The 16,733-nt window shown below is 65.0% G+C and carries 12 protein-coding genes; all 12 read left to right on the plus strand.

Features of this window, described 5'->3' with window-relative positions; all coding sequences use genetic code 11:
- Positions 1–36: 36 nt before the first annotated feature.
- Positions 37–3,864 (plus strand): nitrate reductase subunit alpha, encoded by a 3,828-nt coding sequence (locus tag AC4QBL_RS19030; protein ID WP_472907698.1) that lies wholly within the window; start codon positions 37–39, stop codon positions 3,862–3,864.
- Positions 3,865–3,893: 29 nt separating this feature from the next.
- A complete protein-coding gene (narH, locus tag AC4QBL_RS19035) occupies positions 3,894–5,426 on the plus strand; it encodes a nitrate reductase subunit beta (RefSeq protein WP_472900390.1) in 1,533 nt (510 codons plus the stop codon).
- 141 nt (positions 5,427–5,567) lie between these two features.
- A complete protein-coding gene (narJ, locus tag AC4QBL_RS19040) occupies positions 5,568–6,269 on the plus strand; it encodes a nitrate reductase molybdenum cofactor assembly chaperone (protein ID WP_472900389.1) in 702 nt (233 codons plus the stop codon).
- Complete coding sequence (narI, locus tag AC4QBL_RS19045; protein ID WP_472907697.1) at positions 6,266–6,994, plus strand: respiratory nitrate reductase subunit gamma; 729 nt, start codon at positions 6,266–6,268, stop codon at positions 6,992–6,994. Before narJ ends, narI begins: the two co-directional genes overlap by 4 nt.
- Positions 6,995–7,010: 16 nt before the next feature.
- Positions 7,011–7,844, plus strand: a complete 834-nt coding sequence (locus AC4QBL_RS19050; RefSeq protein ID WP_472907696.1) for a peptidylprolyl isomerase — start codon at positions 7,011–7,013, stop codon at positions 7,842–7,844.
- A gap of 110 nt (positions 7,845–7,954) precedes the next feature.
- Positions 7,955–9,214 carry an NAD(P)H-dependent flavin oxidoreductase gene (locus tag AC4QBL_RS19055; protein WP_472907695.1) on the plus strand — a complete coding sequence of 420 codons (1,260 nt, stop codon included), beginning with the start codon at positions 7,955–7,957 and terminating at the stop codon, positions 9,212–9,214.
- A 218-nt stretch (positions 9,215–9,432) separates the two neighbouring features.
- Positions 9,433–11,871: an adenosylcobalamin-dependent ribonucleoside-diphosphate reductase gene (locus AC4QBL_RS19060; protein ID WP_472907694.1), complete on the plus strand. Its 2,439-nt coding sequence runs from the start codon at positions 9,433–9,435 to the stop codon at positions 11,869–11,871.
- 351 nt (positions 11,872–12,222) lie between these two features.
- A complete protein-coding gene (locus AC4QBL_RS19065) occupies positions 12,223–13,608 on the plus strand; it encodes an NnrS family protein (protein WP_472907693.1) in 1,386 nt (461 codons plus the stop codon).
- A gap of 17 nt (positions 13,609–13,625) precedes the next feature.
- Positions 13,626–14,267, plus strand: a complete 642-nt coding sequence (locus AC4QBL_RS19070; RefSeq protein WP_472900383.1) for a nitroreductase family protein — start codon at positions 13,626–13,628, stop codon at positions 14,265–14,267.
- A gap of 27 nt (positions 14,268–14,294) precedes the next feature.
- Entirely contained in the window at positions 14,295–14,699 is a 405-nt protein-coding gene (locus AC4QBL_RS19075) for a ribonucleotide reductase subunit alpha (protein ID WP_472900382.1), read from the plus strand.
- A gap of 21 nt (positions 14,700–14,720) precedes the next feature.
- Complete coding sequence (locus AC4QBL_RS19080) at positions 14,721–15,305, plus strand: hemerythrin domain-containing protein (RefSeq protein ID WP_472900381.1); 585 nt, start codon at positions 14,721–14,723, stop codon at positions 15,303–15,305.
- Positions 15,306–15,340: 35 nt separating this feature from the next.
- On the plus strand, positions 15,341–16,729 hold the full coding sequence (locus AC4QBL_RS19085) for an HD domain-containing phosphohydrolase (protein WP_472907692.1): 1,389 nt from the start codon (positions 15,341–15,343) through the stop codon (positions 16,727–16,729).
- Positions 16,730–16,733 lie beyond the last annotated feature (4 nt).

Genomic DNA, 16,733 nt, shown 5'->3' on the forward strand with positions numbered 1-16,733 from the left:
TCACGAAGCCAAGTCCTCTTTTTCCGGAGACCCACGATGAGTCACTTTCTCGACCGCCTCACCCATTTCACCCTGCCCAAGGAAGCCTTTTCGGGCAACCACGGCCTGACCACCAACGAAGACCGCACCTGGGAAGACAGCTACCGCAACCGCTGGGCACACGACAAGATCGTGCGCAGCACGCACGGTGTGAACTGCACGGGCTCTTGCTCGTGGAAGATTTACGTCAAGGGCGGCATCGTCACCTGGGAAACCCAGCAGACCGACTACCCCCGTACCCGCTGGGACATGCCCAACCACGAGCCGCGCGGCTGCGCGCGTGGGGCGTCTTACAGCTGGTATTTGTACAGCGCCAACCGCGTGAAGTACCCCATGGTGCGCGGCCGCCTGCTGGAGCGCTGGCGCGCAGCCCTTACCGTGAGCAAGAGCCCGGTGGACGCCTGGGCGCTCATTCAGCAAGACCCTGAAGCGCGCCGCGATTACCAGCAGGTGCGTGGCATGGGCGGCTTTGTGCGCAGCACCTGGGACGAGGTGAACCAGCTGATTGCCGCCGCCAACGTCTACACCATCAAGCAGCACGGCGCCGACCGCATCATCGGCTTCTCGCCCATCCCCGCCATGTCCATGGTGAGCTACGCCGCGGGCTCGCGCTACCTGTCGCTGATTGGCGGCGTGTGCATGAGCTTTTACGACTGGTACTGCGACTTGCCACCCGCCAGCCCGCAGGTGTGGGGTGAGCAGACCGACGTGCCCGAGTCGGCCGACTGGTACAACAGTTCGTTCATCATTGCCTGGGGTTCCAACGTGCCCCAGACCCGCACGCCTGACGCCCACTTCTTCACCGAGGTGCGCTACAAAGGCTGCAAGACCGTGGCCGTCACGCCCGACTACTCGGAAGTGGCCAAGCTGTCCGACATCTGGCTGCACCCCAAGCAGGGCACCGACGCTGCGCTGGCCATGGCCATGGGCCACGTGGCGCTGAAAGAGTTTTATTTCCCAGACGGCGGCAAGCAGCGTAGCAGCTATTTTGACGATTACGCTCGCCGCTACACCGACCTGCCGCTGCTGGTGATGCTGAAAGAGCACACCCTGCCCGACGGCTCGGTGACCATGGTGCCCGACCGCTACCTGCGCGCCAGCGACTTCAACGGCAAGATGGGCCAGAAGAGCAACCCCGAGTGGAAAACCGTGGCGTTTGACACCGCAGGCAAAGCGGTGCTACCCAACGGCTCGATCGGCTTCCGCTGGGGCGAGCCCGGCCGCGAAGACGAAGGCAAGTGGAACCTCGAAGCCAAAGAAGCACGCGGCAACACCGACGTGAAGCTCAAACTCTCGGTGATCGAAGATGGCGAGCAAGAGACCCAGGTGGTGGATGTGGGCTTCCCGTATTTCGGTGGCCGCGACACCCCCAACTTCACCGCCAACGCACAAAACGGTGAGATCAACCACGCCAAGGTGCCGGCCGTGCGCCTGCGCTTGGGCAAGGCCGGCGAAGAGCGCTACGCCATGGTGGCCACCGTGTTTGACCTGCAGGTGGCGCAGTACGGTATTGACCGGGGTCTGGGATCAGGCGCCAAGAACTTTGACGACAACGCCGCCTACACCCCGGCCTGGCAAGAGAGCATCACCGGGGTGCCGCGCGAGCAGGTCATCACCGTGGCGCGGCAGTTTGCCGACAACGCCGACAAGACCCATGGCAAGTCCATGGTGATCATCGGTGCGGCCATGAACCACTGGTACCACGCCGACATGAACTACCGCGGCGTCATCAACCTGCTGATGATGTGCGGCTGCATTGGCCAGAGCGGCGGCGGCTGGGCGCACTATGTGGGCCAGGAAAAGCTGCGCCCGCAAACCGGCTGGGTGCCGCTGGCATTCGCCACCGACTGGGTGCGCCCACCGCGCCAGATGAACAGCACCAGCTTCTTCTACGCCCACACCGACCAGTGGCGCTACGAGAAGCTCGGCATGGAAGAGATCGTGTCGCCCACGCTGAGCGAAGCCGACAAAACCGCCTTCAGCGGCAGCATGATCGACTTCAACGTGCGCGCTGAGCGCATGGGCTGGCTGCCCAGCGCACCGCAGCTCAAGACCAATCCGATGCAGGTGGTGAAGGACGCGCAGGCTTCTGGTCTGGATGCCAAGGACTACGTGGTCAAGGCGCTCAAAGACGGCACGCTGGAGATGAGCTGCGAAGACCCGGACGCACCGCAGAACTGGCCGCGCAACATGTTTGTGTGGCGTTCCAACCTGCTGGGCTCCAGCGGCAAAGGCCATGAGTATTTCTGCAAGCACTTGCTGGGCACCGAAAACGGCGTGCAGGGCAAAGACCTGGGCAAAGACGACGCCAAGCCGGCTGAAGTGAAGTGGCACAAGGACGCGCCGCAGGGCAAGCTGGACCTGCTGGTCACGCTCGACTTCCGCATGAGCACCACTTGCCTGTACAGCGACATCGTGCTGCCCACGGCCAGCTGGTACGAGAAGAACGACCTGAACACCAGCGACATGCACCCCTTCATCCACCCGCTGAGCGCAGCCGTGGACCCGGTGTGGCAATCGCGTTCAGACTGGGAGATTTACAAGGGTTTCGCCAAGACCTTCAGCGAGGTCTGCGTGGGCCACCTGGGCGTTGAAAAAGAGGTGGTGCTCTCGCCCATCATGCACGACACCCCCGGTGAAATGGCACAAGCCTTTGAGGTCAAGGAATGGAAAAAAGGCCACTGTGAACTGATCCCCGGCAAGACCGCGCCGCAGATTGCCGTGGTGGAGCGCGATTACCCCAACACCTTCAAGCGCTTCACGGCCCTGGGCCCCCTGCTCGACAAAATGGGCAACGGCGGCAAAGGCATTGGCTGGAAGACCGGTGTTGAAGTGGAACAGCTGGGCCAGCTCAACGGCAAGACGCTGGAAGAGGGCGTGTCGCAAGGCATGCCGCGCATCGTGACCGACATCGACGCCTGCGAAGTGATCTTGCAGCTGGCGCCGGAGACCAACGGCCACGTGGCGGTGAAGGCCTGGGAAGCGCTGGGCAAGCAGACCGGGCGCGACCACACCCACCTGGCCATCTACCGCGAAGACGAAAAAATCCGCTACCGCGACATCCAGGCGCAGCCGCGCAAGATCATCAGCTCGCCGACCTGGAGCGGTATCGAGAGCGAGACGGTGAGCTACAACGCCGGCTACACCAACGTGCACGAATACATCCCATGGCGCACCCTCACCGGCCGCCAGCAGTTCTACCAGGACCACCCCTGGATGATCGCTTTCGGTGAAGGCTTCGGCAGCTACCGCCCACCGGTGGACCTGAAGACCACCAACAGCATTCACAACATCAAGCCCAACGGCAACAAAGAGATTCAGCTGAACTTCATCACGCCGCACCAGAAGTGGGGGATTCACTCCACCTACAGCGACAACCTGATGATGCTCACGCTGAACCGCGGCGGCACCGTGGTCTGGCTCAGCGAGGACGACGCCAAGAGCGCCGGCATCGAAGACAACGACTGGGTCGAGCTGTTCAACATCAACGGCGCCGTGGCGGCCCGTGCGGTGGTGAGCCAGCGCGTGAACAACGGCATGGTGATGATGTACCACTCGCAGGAAAAGATCATCAACACGCCCGGCAGCGAGATCACCGGCGTGCGCGGCGGCATCCACAACTCGGTGACCCGCATCGTGCTGAAACCGACCCACATGATCGGCGGCTATGCGCAGCTGAGCTACGGCTTCAACTACTACGGAACCATCGGCACCAACCGCGACGAGTTTGTGGTGGTGCGCAAGATGAGCAAGGTGGACTGGCTCGACACACCTGCAGATGACCACTTGGTCAGGGCCTATCAGTCACAGGGCGAGAACCCCTGAACCAGCGTCGATCTACAAGGAAAAATGTCATGAAAATACGCGCACAAATCGGCATGGTGCTCAACCTGGACAAGTGCATCGGTTGCCACACTTGTTCGGTCACCTGCAAACAGGTCTGGACCAGCCGCCCCGGTGTCGAATACGCCTGGTTCAACAACGTCGAGTCCAAGCCCGGCATCGGTTACCCCAAGGAGTGGGAAAACCAGGAGAAGTGGAACGGTGGCTGGATTCGCAAGGCCGACGGCTCCATCGTGCCCAAGCAGGGTGGCAAGTGGTCGCTGCTGATGAAGATCTTCAGCAACCCCAACCTGCCTCAGATCGACGACTACTACGAGCCCTTCACCTTCGACTACGACCACCTGCAGTCGGCGCCGGAGATGAAGCACGCACCCACCGCCCGCCCGCGTTCGCTGATCACCGGCAAGCGCATGGAAAAAATCGAGTGGGGTCCGAACTGGGAAGAGATCCTGGGCGGCGAGTTCAGCAAGCGCAGCAAAGACGCCAATCTGGACGGTTTCGAGCAGGCCCAGAAAGACATGATGGGTCAGTTTGAAAACACCTTCATGATGTACCTGCCGCGCCTGTGCGAGCACTGCCTGAACCCGGCCTGTGTGGCTTCGTGCCCATCGGGCTCGATCTACAAGCGCGAGGAAGACGGCATCGTGCTGATCGACCAGGACAAGTGCCGCGGCTGGCGCATGTGCGTGAGCGGCTGCCCGTACAAAAAGATTTACTACAACTGGAAGAGCGGCAAGGCCGAAAAGTGCATCTTCTGCTACCCGCGCATTGAAGCCGGCCAGCCGACGGTGTGCAGTGAAACCTGCGTGGGCCGCATCCGTTACCTCGGTGTGTTGCTGTACGACGCAGACCGCATTGCCGAAGCCGCGAGCACGCCCAACGAGATCGACCTGTACCAGGCCCAGCTCGACCTGTTCCTGGACCCGAACGATCCCAAGGTGATCGCGCAGGCGCGCATCGACGGCATTCCCGACGCCTGGATGGCCGCCGCCCGCCAGAGCCCGGTTTACAAGATGGCGGTGGAGTGGAAAGTGGCCCTGCCGCTGCATCCCGAATACCGCACCCTGCCCATGGTCTGGTACGTGCCACCACTGTCGCCCATCACCGCATCGGCCAACGCCGGCATGCTGGGCAACAACGGCGAGATTCCGGACGTGTCGCAGCTGCGCATTCCGGTGAAGTACCTGGCCAACCTGCTCACCGCCGGCGACACCGGCCCCGTGGTGCGCGCCCTGGAACGCATGCTGGCCATGCGCTCTTACCAGCGCACCAAACACGTGGACGGCCTGATCAACCAGGAGGTGCTGGACCAGGTGGGTTTGAGCGTGCGAGAGGTGGAAGAGATGTACCGCTACATGGCGATCGCGAACTACGAAGACCGCTTCGTGATTCCGACCACGCACCGCGAATACGCCGAAAACACCTTCAACGTGAAGGGCGGTTGCGGCTTCAGTTTCGGCAACGGTTGCTCGGAAGGGCAGACCGAAACCAGCCTCTTCGGTTCCGAGAAGAAGCGCACGATCCCAATCAAGATGGAGAGCTAAGGACATGGCCCACCCCCGCCGCGCTTCGCGCGACCCCCTCAAGGGGGCAACGCTGGCGGCCCGGCAAAGCCGGTTCCGCGGCGTTCTGGGTTTGCTCCCCTTCGTTCATCGATCCAGCTGTTTGACCAAGGAATTGATGTCATGAGTTTATTTTCTTCATCCCCTCCCCAGGCCCGCCTCACGCTGCGCGTGCTGGCGCACCTGTTGCGCTACCCCGACGCGGCGTTCCGCGCCCACACCGCCGACATGCGTGAAGCCCTGCAAGCCGAGGCGGCGCTGCCCGCTGCACGGCTGGCCGAACTCGACGCCTTGCTCAAGCACCTGGGCGCCAGCCCGGCGCTTGACGTGGAGTCCGAATACGTCGAGCTGTTCGACCGGGGCCGCCGCACCGCGCTGCACCTGTTTGAGCATGTGCATGGCGATTCGCGCGACCGTGGCCCGGCCATGATCGACCTGATCCAGACCTACGAAAAAGCCGGCCTGTTTCTGGGTGCCAGCGAGCTGCCCGACTACTTGCCGGTGGTGTTGGAATTTGCCTCCACCCAGCCGCCGCCGCAGGCGCGTGAGTTCATGGGCGAGATCGCGCACATCGTGCGTGTGATCTTCAGCGCCCTGGCTGGCCGCCAGAGCCCCTACGCCAGCGTGCTGGCCGCGGTGCTGGAGTTGGCGGGCGAAAAGGCCGAAGCCGTGGCCATTGCACCCGAGCCCGAAATGGACGAGAGCTGGGCCGAGCCCGAGGTGTTCGGTGGTTGCTCCACCGAAGGCCAGGCCAAACCCGGCCAGCCGCAGCCGATCCACATTGTCAGAAAGTCACCCCAACCCTCTCAAGGAGCGCAGGCATGAACACGCTGCACAACTTCCTCTTCAACGTCTTTCCCTACATCTGCCTGGCGGTGTTCTTCATGGGCAGCCTGGCCCGGTTTGACCGCGACCAATACACCTGGAAAAGCGATTCGTCGCAGCTGCTGCGCAAGCGCCAGTTGCGCTGGGGCAGCAACCTGTTCCACATCGGCATCCTGTTCCTGTTCTTCGGCCACTCCGTGGGTTTGCTCACGCCCCACTTTGTGTACGAGCCCTTCATCACGGCGGGCCAGAAGCAAATGGTGGCGGTGGTGGCCGGCGGCATTGCGGGTGTCATCTGTTTCATCGGACTCACCCTGCTGCTGCACCGTCGCATTTTTGACGACCGCATCCGCCTCACCAGCCACCGCACCGATCTGGGCATCCTGATCATCCTGTGGGTGCAACTGGTGCTGGGCCTGGTCACGCTGCCTTTCTCCTATGGCCACTCCGACGGCCAGGCGATGCTGCAACTGTCGGCCTGGGCGCAAGGCATCGTCACGTTGCGTCCCGATGCCAGCCTGCTGGCCGGTCTGGACTGGGTCTACCTGGTGCACCTGGTGCTGGGCATGACCATATTCCTGCTCTTCCCCTTCTCGCGCCTGGTGCATGTGTGGAGCGGTTTCGGCACGCTGGCCTACGTGTTCCGCCCTTACCAGGTGGTGCGCAGCCGCAAGCTGGGCCTGAAGTCCAGCGCCCCGGCCGAGCAGCGCCCCGTTTCACATTGACCTGAGGACACACACCATGAATGCAGCAACAACCGTGGGCTGTGGCAGCGGCCACTGCGCCTGTGCCGGTGAAGCCCAGCCCGTCGTGGCCAGCATCAACGGCATTGCCCTGCACGAGGTCGGTGAGACACCCGACCTCAACACGCTGCGCGAGCGCGCCTACACCGAGTTGCTGCGTCAGCAGGCGGTGAAGGCGGGCCTGCTGCCGCGCCACGCCGGGCTGGTGGCGCCCGAGCTGGACGACGCCCAGCGCGCCGTGATCGAAAGCCTGCTGGACGTCGCCGTGGTCTCGCCCGACCCCGGCGAATCCGAGTGCCGCCGCTACTTTGACGCCAACAAGGGCCGCTTCATCGTGGGCCAGGCCCTGCATGTGCGCCACATCTTGTTTGCGGTGACGCCGGGTGTGAACGTGCATGCGCTGTCGCAGCGCGCCGAAGCGGCACTGCTGGAGCTGATCCGCAAAGACGTGCCCCCCGGCCGCTTCGAGGCGCTGGCAACCGAGCTGTCCAACTGCCCGTCCAGCAAAGAGGGCGGCGATTTGGGCTGGGTGACGCCGGAGGACTGCGCGCCCGAGCTGGCCAATGAGCTGTTCTTCCAGACCGATTCGCGCTGGGGCATGGGCGTGCACCCGCGTCTGGTGCACACCCGTTTTGGCCTGCACATCATTGAAGTGCTGGGCCGGCGCAAAGGCAAGCTGCCCGAGTTTGAGCAGGTGCAGGAACGCATCAAGGCCCAGCTGGCGCTGCAGTCGCGCAGCACGGCGCTGCGCCAATACATGCAGCTGCTGGTGGGCCAGGCCCAGTTGGAAGGCATCGAGCTCGAAGGCGCCGACTCACCGCTGGTGCAATAAGCCCCCGGGTGCGCAACGTACCGGTGTTTGATGCACCGCAAAGCGCCGGCGGCCCAGGCTGGTTAGCCTCGCCTCGGCGGCATGGGCCGCACCAAAGGAAGTGCAACAGCATGGAACAACTCTTGGATAGCGAACAGACTTCCCACCAGGGCACCTCGACGGTGGCCCAGCTGGCGGCCGAGCTGCAGACCCTGGCCCGCAGCGATGGCCTGCGTACCTGGCGCCTGGCCGGGCGCGAACTCATTCCGGTGGTGCAGGGGGGCATGGGCGTGGGCGTGTCGGCCGGCTCGCTGGCTGGCACCGTGGCCAGCTTCGGGGGCGTGGGCACGGTGTCGTCGGTGGACTTGCGCCGCATGCACCCCGACCTGATGGCCCAGACCGGCCACCTGGACAAAGAACCCGATGCCAAGGCGCAGATTGACGCCGCCAACCTGGTGGCGCTGGACCGCGAGATCCAGCGCGCCCGGGGCATTGCCCAGGGCCGCGGCCTGATTGCGGTGAACGTGATGAAGGCGCTCAGCGCCTACGAAATGTATGTGCGCCAGGCGCTGCAAAGCGGTGCCGACGCCGTGGTGGTGGGCGCCGGTCTGCCACTGGACCTGCCTGAAATCGCCAAAGACCACCCCAAAACCGCGCTGATTCCGATCTTGTCGGACGCCCGGGGCGTGCAGCTGCTGGTGCGCAAGTGGGAGAAAAAAGGCCGCCTGCCCGACGCGATCGTGATCGAGCACCCCCGCTTGGCCGGTGGGCACCTGGGTGCGGCCAAGGTGTCCGATTTGCAGGACACGCGGTTTGATTTTGAAAACGTGCTGCCCCAGGTGCTCGAATTCTTCAAAACCTCGGGCATTGAGGGCCAAATCCCCCTGATCGTCGCCGGTGGCATCAGCAGCCGGGCCGATATTGTGCGGCTGCAGGCCTTGGGTGCCAGCGCGGTACAAATGGGTACCGCCTTTGCCGTCACCACCGAATGCGACGCCGACCCGGCCTTCAAGCACGTGCTGGCCGACGCGCGGCCCGAGGACATTGTGGAGTTCATCAGCGTGGCCGGCCTGCCGGCGCGCGCGGTGCGCACACCCTGGCTGGACAAATACATCCGCATCGAACCCAAGCTGCAGGCGGCCGCGCATGTGAAGAAAAAATGCAATATGTCGTTCGACTGCCTGGCCCACTGCGGCCTGCGCGACGGTGTGGTGGGCATTGGGCAGTTCTGTATTGACCAGCAACTGGGCCACGCCATGGAAGGCGATACGAACAAAGGCCTGTTTTTCCGGGGCGCTGGAAACCTGCCTTTCGGCCGGGAAATCCGGTCGGTTCACGATCTGTTGCAGTGGATGCTGGCAGACGTCCGGCCGTCCGTGCCCAGCCACTGAAAAGGCAAAATAATCCATCGGAAAAGGGCTTTGGCGGTGAAAACCGGTTCCAGCAGGGATAATTTGCGTCCGACGCACAAGCCATTTGCCCGACACCAAGGCCTGAAGCGGCCGTCCACACGGTTTCGCCTCAGCGCCATGTCGACCAACAAACCCCAGTGGCCCGTTGGTCGCCCTCCCCTTCCGATAGGCCGCAGGCCTTTTCAACACGACCCGACATGAAACGCGACAACACCATGCGTCCGCAGGACCTGACCCATACCCAGCCCATCAGCCTCGATGTGCTCAAAGAAAAATACCTGAAGCCCGGCGAAGACGGCATTGAAGACCTGTACCGCCGCGTGGCGCGTGCGCTGGCTTCGGTGGAAAAAGAAGACGTGCGAGCCGACTGGGAGCAGCGCTTCCTGGCCAACCTGCACGCTGGTGCCATTGGCGCCGGGCGCATCATGAGCGCCGCTGGCACCGACATCCAGGCCACCCTGATCAACTGTTTTGTGCAGCCCGTGGGCGACTGCATCCAGGGCGTGGACGCCGAGGGCTATCCCGGCATCTATGAAGCCCTGCGCGAAGCCGCCGAGACCATGCGCCGCGGTGGCGGCGTGGGTTATGACTTCTCGCGCATCCGTCCCAAGGGCGCCGAAGTCAAGGGCACGCACTCCATGGCCTCCGGCCCATGCAGCTACATCAACGTGTTCGACCAGTCGTGCTCCACCGTGGAGAGCGCCGGCGCGCGCCGTGGCGCCCAGATGGGCGTGCTGCGCATCGACCACCCCGATGTGCTCGAATTCATCACCGCCAAGCGCACCCCCGGCCGCTGGAACAACTTCAACGTGTCGGTGGGCGTGTCCGACGCGTTCATGGAAGCCCTGGGCAGCGACCAACCCTGGGAGCTGGTGCACAAGGCCCGCCCGGGCGCCCCTCTGATCGCCAAGGGCGCTTACCAGCGCGCTGATGGCCAGTGGGTTTACCAGATCATCGCCGCCAGCGAACTGTGGGACACGGTCATGAAGTCGGCCTACGACTTCGCCGAACCCGGCATCCTGTTCCTGGACCAGATCCGCAACGACAACAACCTGCGCTACTGCGAGAGCATTGAGGCCACCAACCCCTGTGGCGAACAGCCGCTGCCGCCTTACGGCTGCTGCGACCTCGGCCCGGTCATCCTCACCCGATTTGTGCGCAACCCGTTTGGCTTTGGCGGCCTGCCATCGTTTGACTTCGACGCGTTTGAACAAGCCGTGACCACCCAGGTGCGCGCGCTCGACAACGTGCTGGACGTGACCTTCTGGCCGCTGCCCCAGCAGCGCGAAGAGTCGGCCGCCAAGCGCCGCATTGGCGTGGGCTTCACCGGCATGGGCAACACCCTGGCCATGCTGTGCGTGCGCTACGACCGCGACGAAGGCCGTGCCATGGCGGCGCAAATTGCCGAGCGCATGCGCGACGCGGCTTACGCCGCTTCGGTGGCCCTGGCGCAAGAAAAAGGCGCGTTCCCCAAGCTGGTGGTGGACGACTACCTGGCGGCCGGCACCTTCGCCAGCCGCCTGCCTGCCGCGCTGCAAAAGCAGATCCGCAAGCACGGCATCCGCAACAGCCACCTGCTGTCCATCGCGCCCACCGGCACGGTGAGCCTGGCCTTTGCCGACAACGCGTCCAACGGCATCGAGCCGCCGTTTTCCTGGATGTACCGCCGCAAAAAGCGCGAGGCCGATGGCTCCACCAGCGAATACGCGGTGGAAGACCACGCCTGGCGCCTGTACCGCGAACTCGGCGGTGACGTAGACCAGCTGCCCGAGTATTTTGTGAACGCCCTGGCCATGAGCGCCGGCGACCACATCGCCATGATGCAAGCGGTGCAGCCGTTTGTGGACACCGCCATCTCCAAGACGGTGAACGTCGAAGCCGACTACCCCTACGAAGACTTCAAAGGCCTGTACCAGCAAGCCTGGCGCGCCCACCTCAAGGGCCTGGCCACCTACCGCCCGAACAGCATTCTGGGCTCGGTGCTTGACACTGGCAGCGCTGCCACCGACGCGGCGGCGGCCGCTGCGGCCGCCGCACCGGCGCCGGTGGACCCCATGCGCACCGTGATCGAAAGCCGCCCCAAAGGCGCGCTCTCGGCCGTGGCCGACAAGGTGGAATACTGGACGCAAGAGGGCCACAAAACGCTGTACATCGTGGTCTCGTTCCTGCCGGTGCCTGCGGCCGACGGCGTGGGCACGATCGAGCGCGCCATCGAGTTCTTCATGCCCGTGGGCCAGAGCGGTGAGTCGCAGCAGTGGATCACCTCTACCATGCGCATGCTGTCGCTGGCCGCGCGCGGCGGCTTCCTGGAACGCGCCCTGGGCGACATGCGCAAAGTGGCCTGGGACCGCGGCCCGGTGCGCCTGGGCACCTACCAGAAGGCCGACGGCACGCACGTGCCGATGTGGCACGACTCCGAAGTGGCCGCCATCGCGTTTGCGCTGCAAAACATCATTGCGCGGCGCGCCCAGCAGGGCGTGGCGGCGGTGATGCCCGAGCCGGTTGCCGTGTCCGTGAGCACGTCTGCGGGTGTGATGGCCGGCAAAAAATGCCCCGAGTGCGGAGCGCACGCCATGATCCGCAAGGACGGCTGCGATTACTGCACCCAGTGCGGCCACCTGGGTACGTGTGGGTAACACGTCCGTACGCCGAGTTGCATGGGCGTGCGCATTGACCGGCTAGGTGGTCAGTCAACCTGCAACGTCCAAACGCCCTTGAAGACCGCTACAGCGCAAGCTGCAGCGGTCTTTTTCTTGGTGCGCGCAGCATGGCGCGCGTACCGGCGGGCACTCCCCATCGTCCATTGGTAGTAGCCCCTTTGCGTTTTCGCCAAGGGGCTTTTTGTCGTCTAATAAAAACGCCTTGGTACCCCCTAGGCGGCGCTTTCCAGGCGCTGTGTGTCGATGCCCCGCATGCGCTTTTGCAGGTCGGACGCAAACAGCCGCTTCGGGTGCCGATGCCTTTGTCAACCCCTTGAGTTTTCATGAATGAAACTTGCCACTGATGCGAGCCCCCAAGCGATCTGTGTGGGCTCGCCTACCCAGGCCGTTCAGGCCGATCAGCTGACGCGAGCGGCCAGACCGGCGCGGGCGCTTCGTCCCGAGCCACTGGCTTCGCAGCCCTGGCGCCCGGCGCACCTGCTGCTGGCGCCACACCGACTGGGCTTTGCTTTGGCGGTGTTGCTGTTGCTGGCCTCGGGCGTCTGGTGGGCGCTGGTGCAGGTGGACCGGGCCACTGGCGCCCTGGGTCTGGCCTACGCGGTGTCGCCCTCGCTGGGCCATGCGGCTGTCATGACGTTTGGGTTCATTCCCCTCTTCTTCACGGGTTTTCTGTTCACCGCAGGGCCCAAGTGGCTCGGTGTGGACGGGCCCGAAGCCCGCAGCCTGCTGGCGCCCTTGCTGCTGCAGGCCGCTGGCTGGCTGGTGTGGCTGCTGGGCCTTCACACGGCTTGGGGGCTGAGCCTGGCCGGTGGCGCTGTTGCGCTGCTGGGGCTGGGCTGGGTGGTGGCCTTGTTTGCCCAACTGGTACGCCGCAGCACGCTGGACGACCGCCTGCACGCCCGCACCGTGGCTGTGGCGGGCGGTGTGGGTGTGGTCAGTCTGGCGCTGCTGCTGGTGGCGCTGGCTGCCGGCGCTTATGACGTGGCCCATGCCGCCGTGCTCACCGGGCTGTGGGGCTTTGTGGTGGTCACCTACCTGGTGGTGGCGCACCGCATGATTCCGTTTTTCACCTCCAGAGCCGTGCCCATGATCGATGTGTGGCGGCCGTTCTGGGTGTTGTGGATGCTGCTGGGTGCGGTGGCGCTGGAACTGGCCGCCATCTGGGTGCCGCTGGTCATGTCCTGGATGGGCGAGCCCGCCGGGCGGGGTGGCCGCGCCTGGATGCTGGGCCTGGGCCTGATGCAGCTGGCCGCGGGCAGCGTCATTTTGTGGCTGGCCTTTGTGTGGGGTCTGGTGCAGAGCCTGAGCATCCGGCTGCTGGCCATGCTGCACCTGGGTTTTTTGTGGCTGGGTGTGTCGTTTGTGCTGGCCGGCGCTTCGCAGCTGCTGGGCCTGCGGCTGGGCACGCCGGTGCTTGGCCTGGGAGCGCTGCACGCGCTCACCATGGGCTGCCTCGGTTCGCTCATGCTGGCCATGGTCACGCGGGTGTCGTGCGGTCACAGCGGCCGCACCCTGGTGGCGGACAACCTGGTGTGGGCGCTGTTCTGGCTGTTGCAGCTGGCGGTGCTGCTGCGCATTGGTGGCGCGCTGAACCAGGCGCCGGCCTGGCTGGTCATGGCCGCTGCGCTGCTGTGGGCCGTTGTCATGGCCGTGTGGGGCGTGCGCCTGCTGGGCTGGTATGGCCGCCAGCGAGCCGATGGCCGTCCCGGTTGAACCCCAACGAGCGTCCCATGTTCAAAACCGAATACAACGTCCCTGCGCTGGAACAGCCCGCCAACGACTGGCCCGTAGTGGCCGGCGAACTGATCCAGGCCCGCCAGACCGTGCTGCCCAAGCGCCTGCTGGGTCCCGGCCCCGATGCTTCGCAGCAGCACAGCATCTTGGCCGCTGCGGCGGCCGCCCCCGACCACGGCCAGCTGTTGCCCTGGCGCTTCATTGCCGTGCCCGATGCGCAGCGCGAGCGCCTGGCCGAGGTGTTTGGCCAAGCCCTGCTGGAGCGCGACGCCGGCGCCACGCCCGAGCAGGTGGCGCAAGCCCGCGAAAAAGCCCACCGCGCGCCCTGGCTGATGCTGGTGGTGGTGGACGGCCAACGCGGCGACCCCGCCGTGGACCTGGCCGAGCGCATCCTGTCGGCCGGCTGCGCCGTGCAAAACGCGCTGCTCATGGCCACCGCGCTGGGTTTTGGCTCTGCGCTCACCAGCGGCAAAGCCTTGAAATCGGACAGCCTGCGCGCCCTGTTTGGCCTGCAGGCTGGCGAGCAGGCGCTGTGCTTTGTCAGCGTCGGCACGGTGCGCGCGCGCAAGCCCGCCCGGGTGCGGCCCGCCGTGGCCGAGTTCCTGAGCACCCTGGGTGATCCGCCTGCCGCGCTTTGAACATTTTTCTTTTTTAAACAGCCATCCATGAACATTGCCACCTTTGACGACCTGCTGAGCGCCGCCCGCGCCCAGCCCATGCCGCAGCGTCTGCTGTTTGTGTTTGCCGGCATCGAGCTGCCCGACGACGCCACCCCCGCTGAACGCGCCGGTTTTGAGCGCGGTGAAGGCGGTGCGCTGGTGCCGCAGATGTGCGTGGACAAGACGCCCGACGAGCTCACCTCGTTTGACCAGTTCAAGCAGGAAGCCAGTCAGATGGGTCCTGCCTGGGGCATGGTGTTTGCCGCCGCCCTGTCGGGCAAAGCGGGCCGCGCACCCAGCAGCGAAGACGCTGAAAAACCCCTGCAAGACATGGTGGAAGCCATCCGCATGGGCCAGCTGCAGGCCTTCATCCCGTTCAACCCGCAGGGTGAAGCGGTGCAGCTCGGCTGAATTTTTGCAACGCCGCGAACCATGGCCACATCCATCCCGCTGAGCCAGATCACGCTGCCCGGTCACCGTGCGCCCGGTGCAGGTTTTGAGGCGCCGTTCGAGATGCTCGACGCTTGCCACGAGCGGGTGCACCGCATGCTGGCGCTGCTGGCCAAGCTGCAGCAACACGCGCGGGTGCACGGCTGGAGCCAGCAGATCGGCCAGGCGGCGGTGGACGTGATGCGCTACTTTGACCAGGCCGCCCCACACCACCACGAAGACGAAGAGCGGCATGTGTTTCCGCCGCTGCTCGCCGGTACCGACACCGCGCTGCACACCATCGTGCAGCGGCTCCAGCAAGACCACCGCGACATGGACGCCGCCTGGGCGCAGGTGCGCGTGGTGCTGGCTGGGGTGTGCCAGCCGCCGCCAGCGGGCTGGACCGATTTCACACCGGAACAGACGGCCCTGATCAACCACTTTGCTAGCCTGTACCGGCGGCATATCGACGACGAAGACGGCATCGTCTACCCCGCCGCCCAGGCCCAACTGGCGCCTGACGCGTTGCTGGCCATGAGCGAAGACATGATGCGCCGACGCGGTGTCCAGCCGCTTCAAGGCCCCTGAGCCGTACACAGGCGGCCAAACCGAGGGGCGTGAGCATGAGCCAGAACAGTCCGCACTCCCTGGCGCTTCAGACTTTTGTGTGGAGCGAACGCTTTGAGACCGGTGTTGAATTGATCGACCACCAGCACCAGGCGCTGGTGGGTCTGACCAATGCCTTGGGTGAGGCGCTGGTGGGTGGCGACGCCGCCGAGTGCGAACGTGTTCTGGCCGAGGTGCAGGCCTATGCGGAGTACCACTTTGAAGCCGAGGAAGCCTGGTGGGCGCAGGCCGGCGTACCACCCACGGCGTTGGCTGCGCACCACGGACGCCACAGCGAGTTTGGCGACCAACTGGCCCAGTTCAGCGCGTTGTGGGCGCAAGGTGGTCCGCAGGCCGCGGCGCTGCACCGCTTTCTGTCGGCCTGGCTGATCGTGCACATTCTTGGCGAAGACCGCGAGATGGTGCAGCGGCTCAGCCAGTTGCCTGACGCGGCCGTGCAAGCGCCGCGCACCCTGGGTGACGGTGAGGTGGTGCTGCTGGAGGCGGTGCGCAACCTGCAAGGCGCCCTGGCGGGGCTGAACGCCGGTCTGGACCAGCGTGTTCGCGAAAGCACGGCCGAACTGGCCCACGCCAACCAGCGCCTGAAGGACAGCTTCCTGACCTCCATTCGCACGTTCACCAGCATGATGGAGTTGCGCGGCGGCATGCTGGCCGGGCATTCGCGGCGGGTCGCTGAACTGGCGCAGCGCCTGGCCAAGCAGCTGGGGCTGGACGACCTGACCGTCCAGCAGGTGTTTCTGGGTGGCCTGTTGCACGACATCGGCAAAATCGGTTTGCCCGACGAACTGCTGGGCAAGCCCGTGACCCAGATGAACGCACAGGAGGTGGCGCTGTACCGCAAGCACCCGGTCGCGGGGGTCCAGGCCCTGATCGCGTTGGACGACTTGCAGCCCGCCGCCACCGCCTTGCGCAGCCACCACGAGCGTTTTGACGGCAAGGGTTTTCCGGACGGTCTGGCCGGCGAAGCCATTCCCCTGGAGGCCCGCATTCTGGCCGTTGCCAATGATTTCGATGGCTTGCAGCACGGTCTGATTTCATCCCGCCGCCTGTCTGTCAACGAGGCGCTGCAGTTCGTGCAAGACCAGGTGGGCCAGCGTTACGACCCGCAGGTGGTGGGCGCTCTGCTGCAGGTCATGGGGCGGTCTGCCGAGGGCCGGGGGCCTGAGCGCGTGGTGTTATCGGCCGAGCTCATGCCTGGCATGACCTTGTCGCGCGATCTGGTCACCCCTGAGGGCATGTTGCTGCTGGCGGCCGACAGCCCGCTCGAAGCGGGGCTGATCCGACGCATCCAGGTGTATCTGGGCCAGGCCGGACACCGCCCATTGCAGGTGCATGTGCGCCAGGAAGCCCAGGGCAGCGACATGCCCGCACCCGGCGCTGCATAGATCT

The sequence above is a fragment of the Hydrogenophaga sp. L99 genome (genome assembly GCF_058731905.1).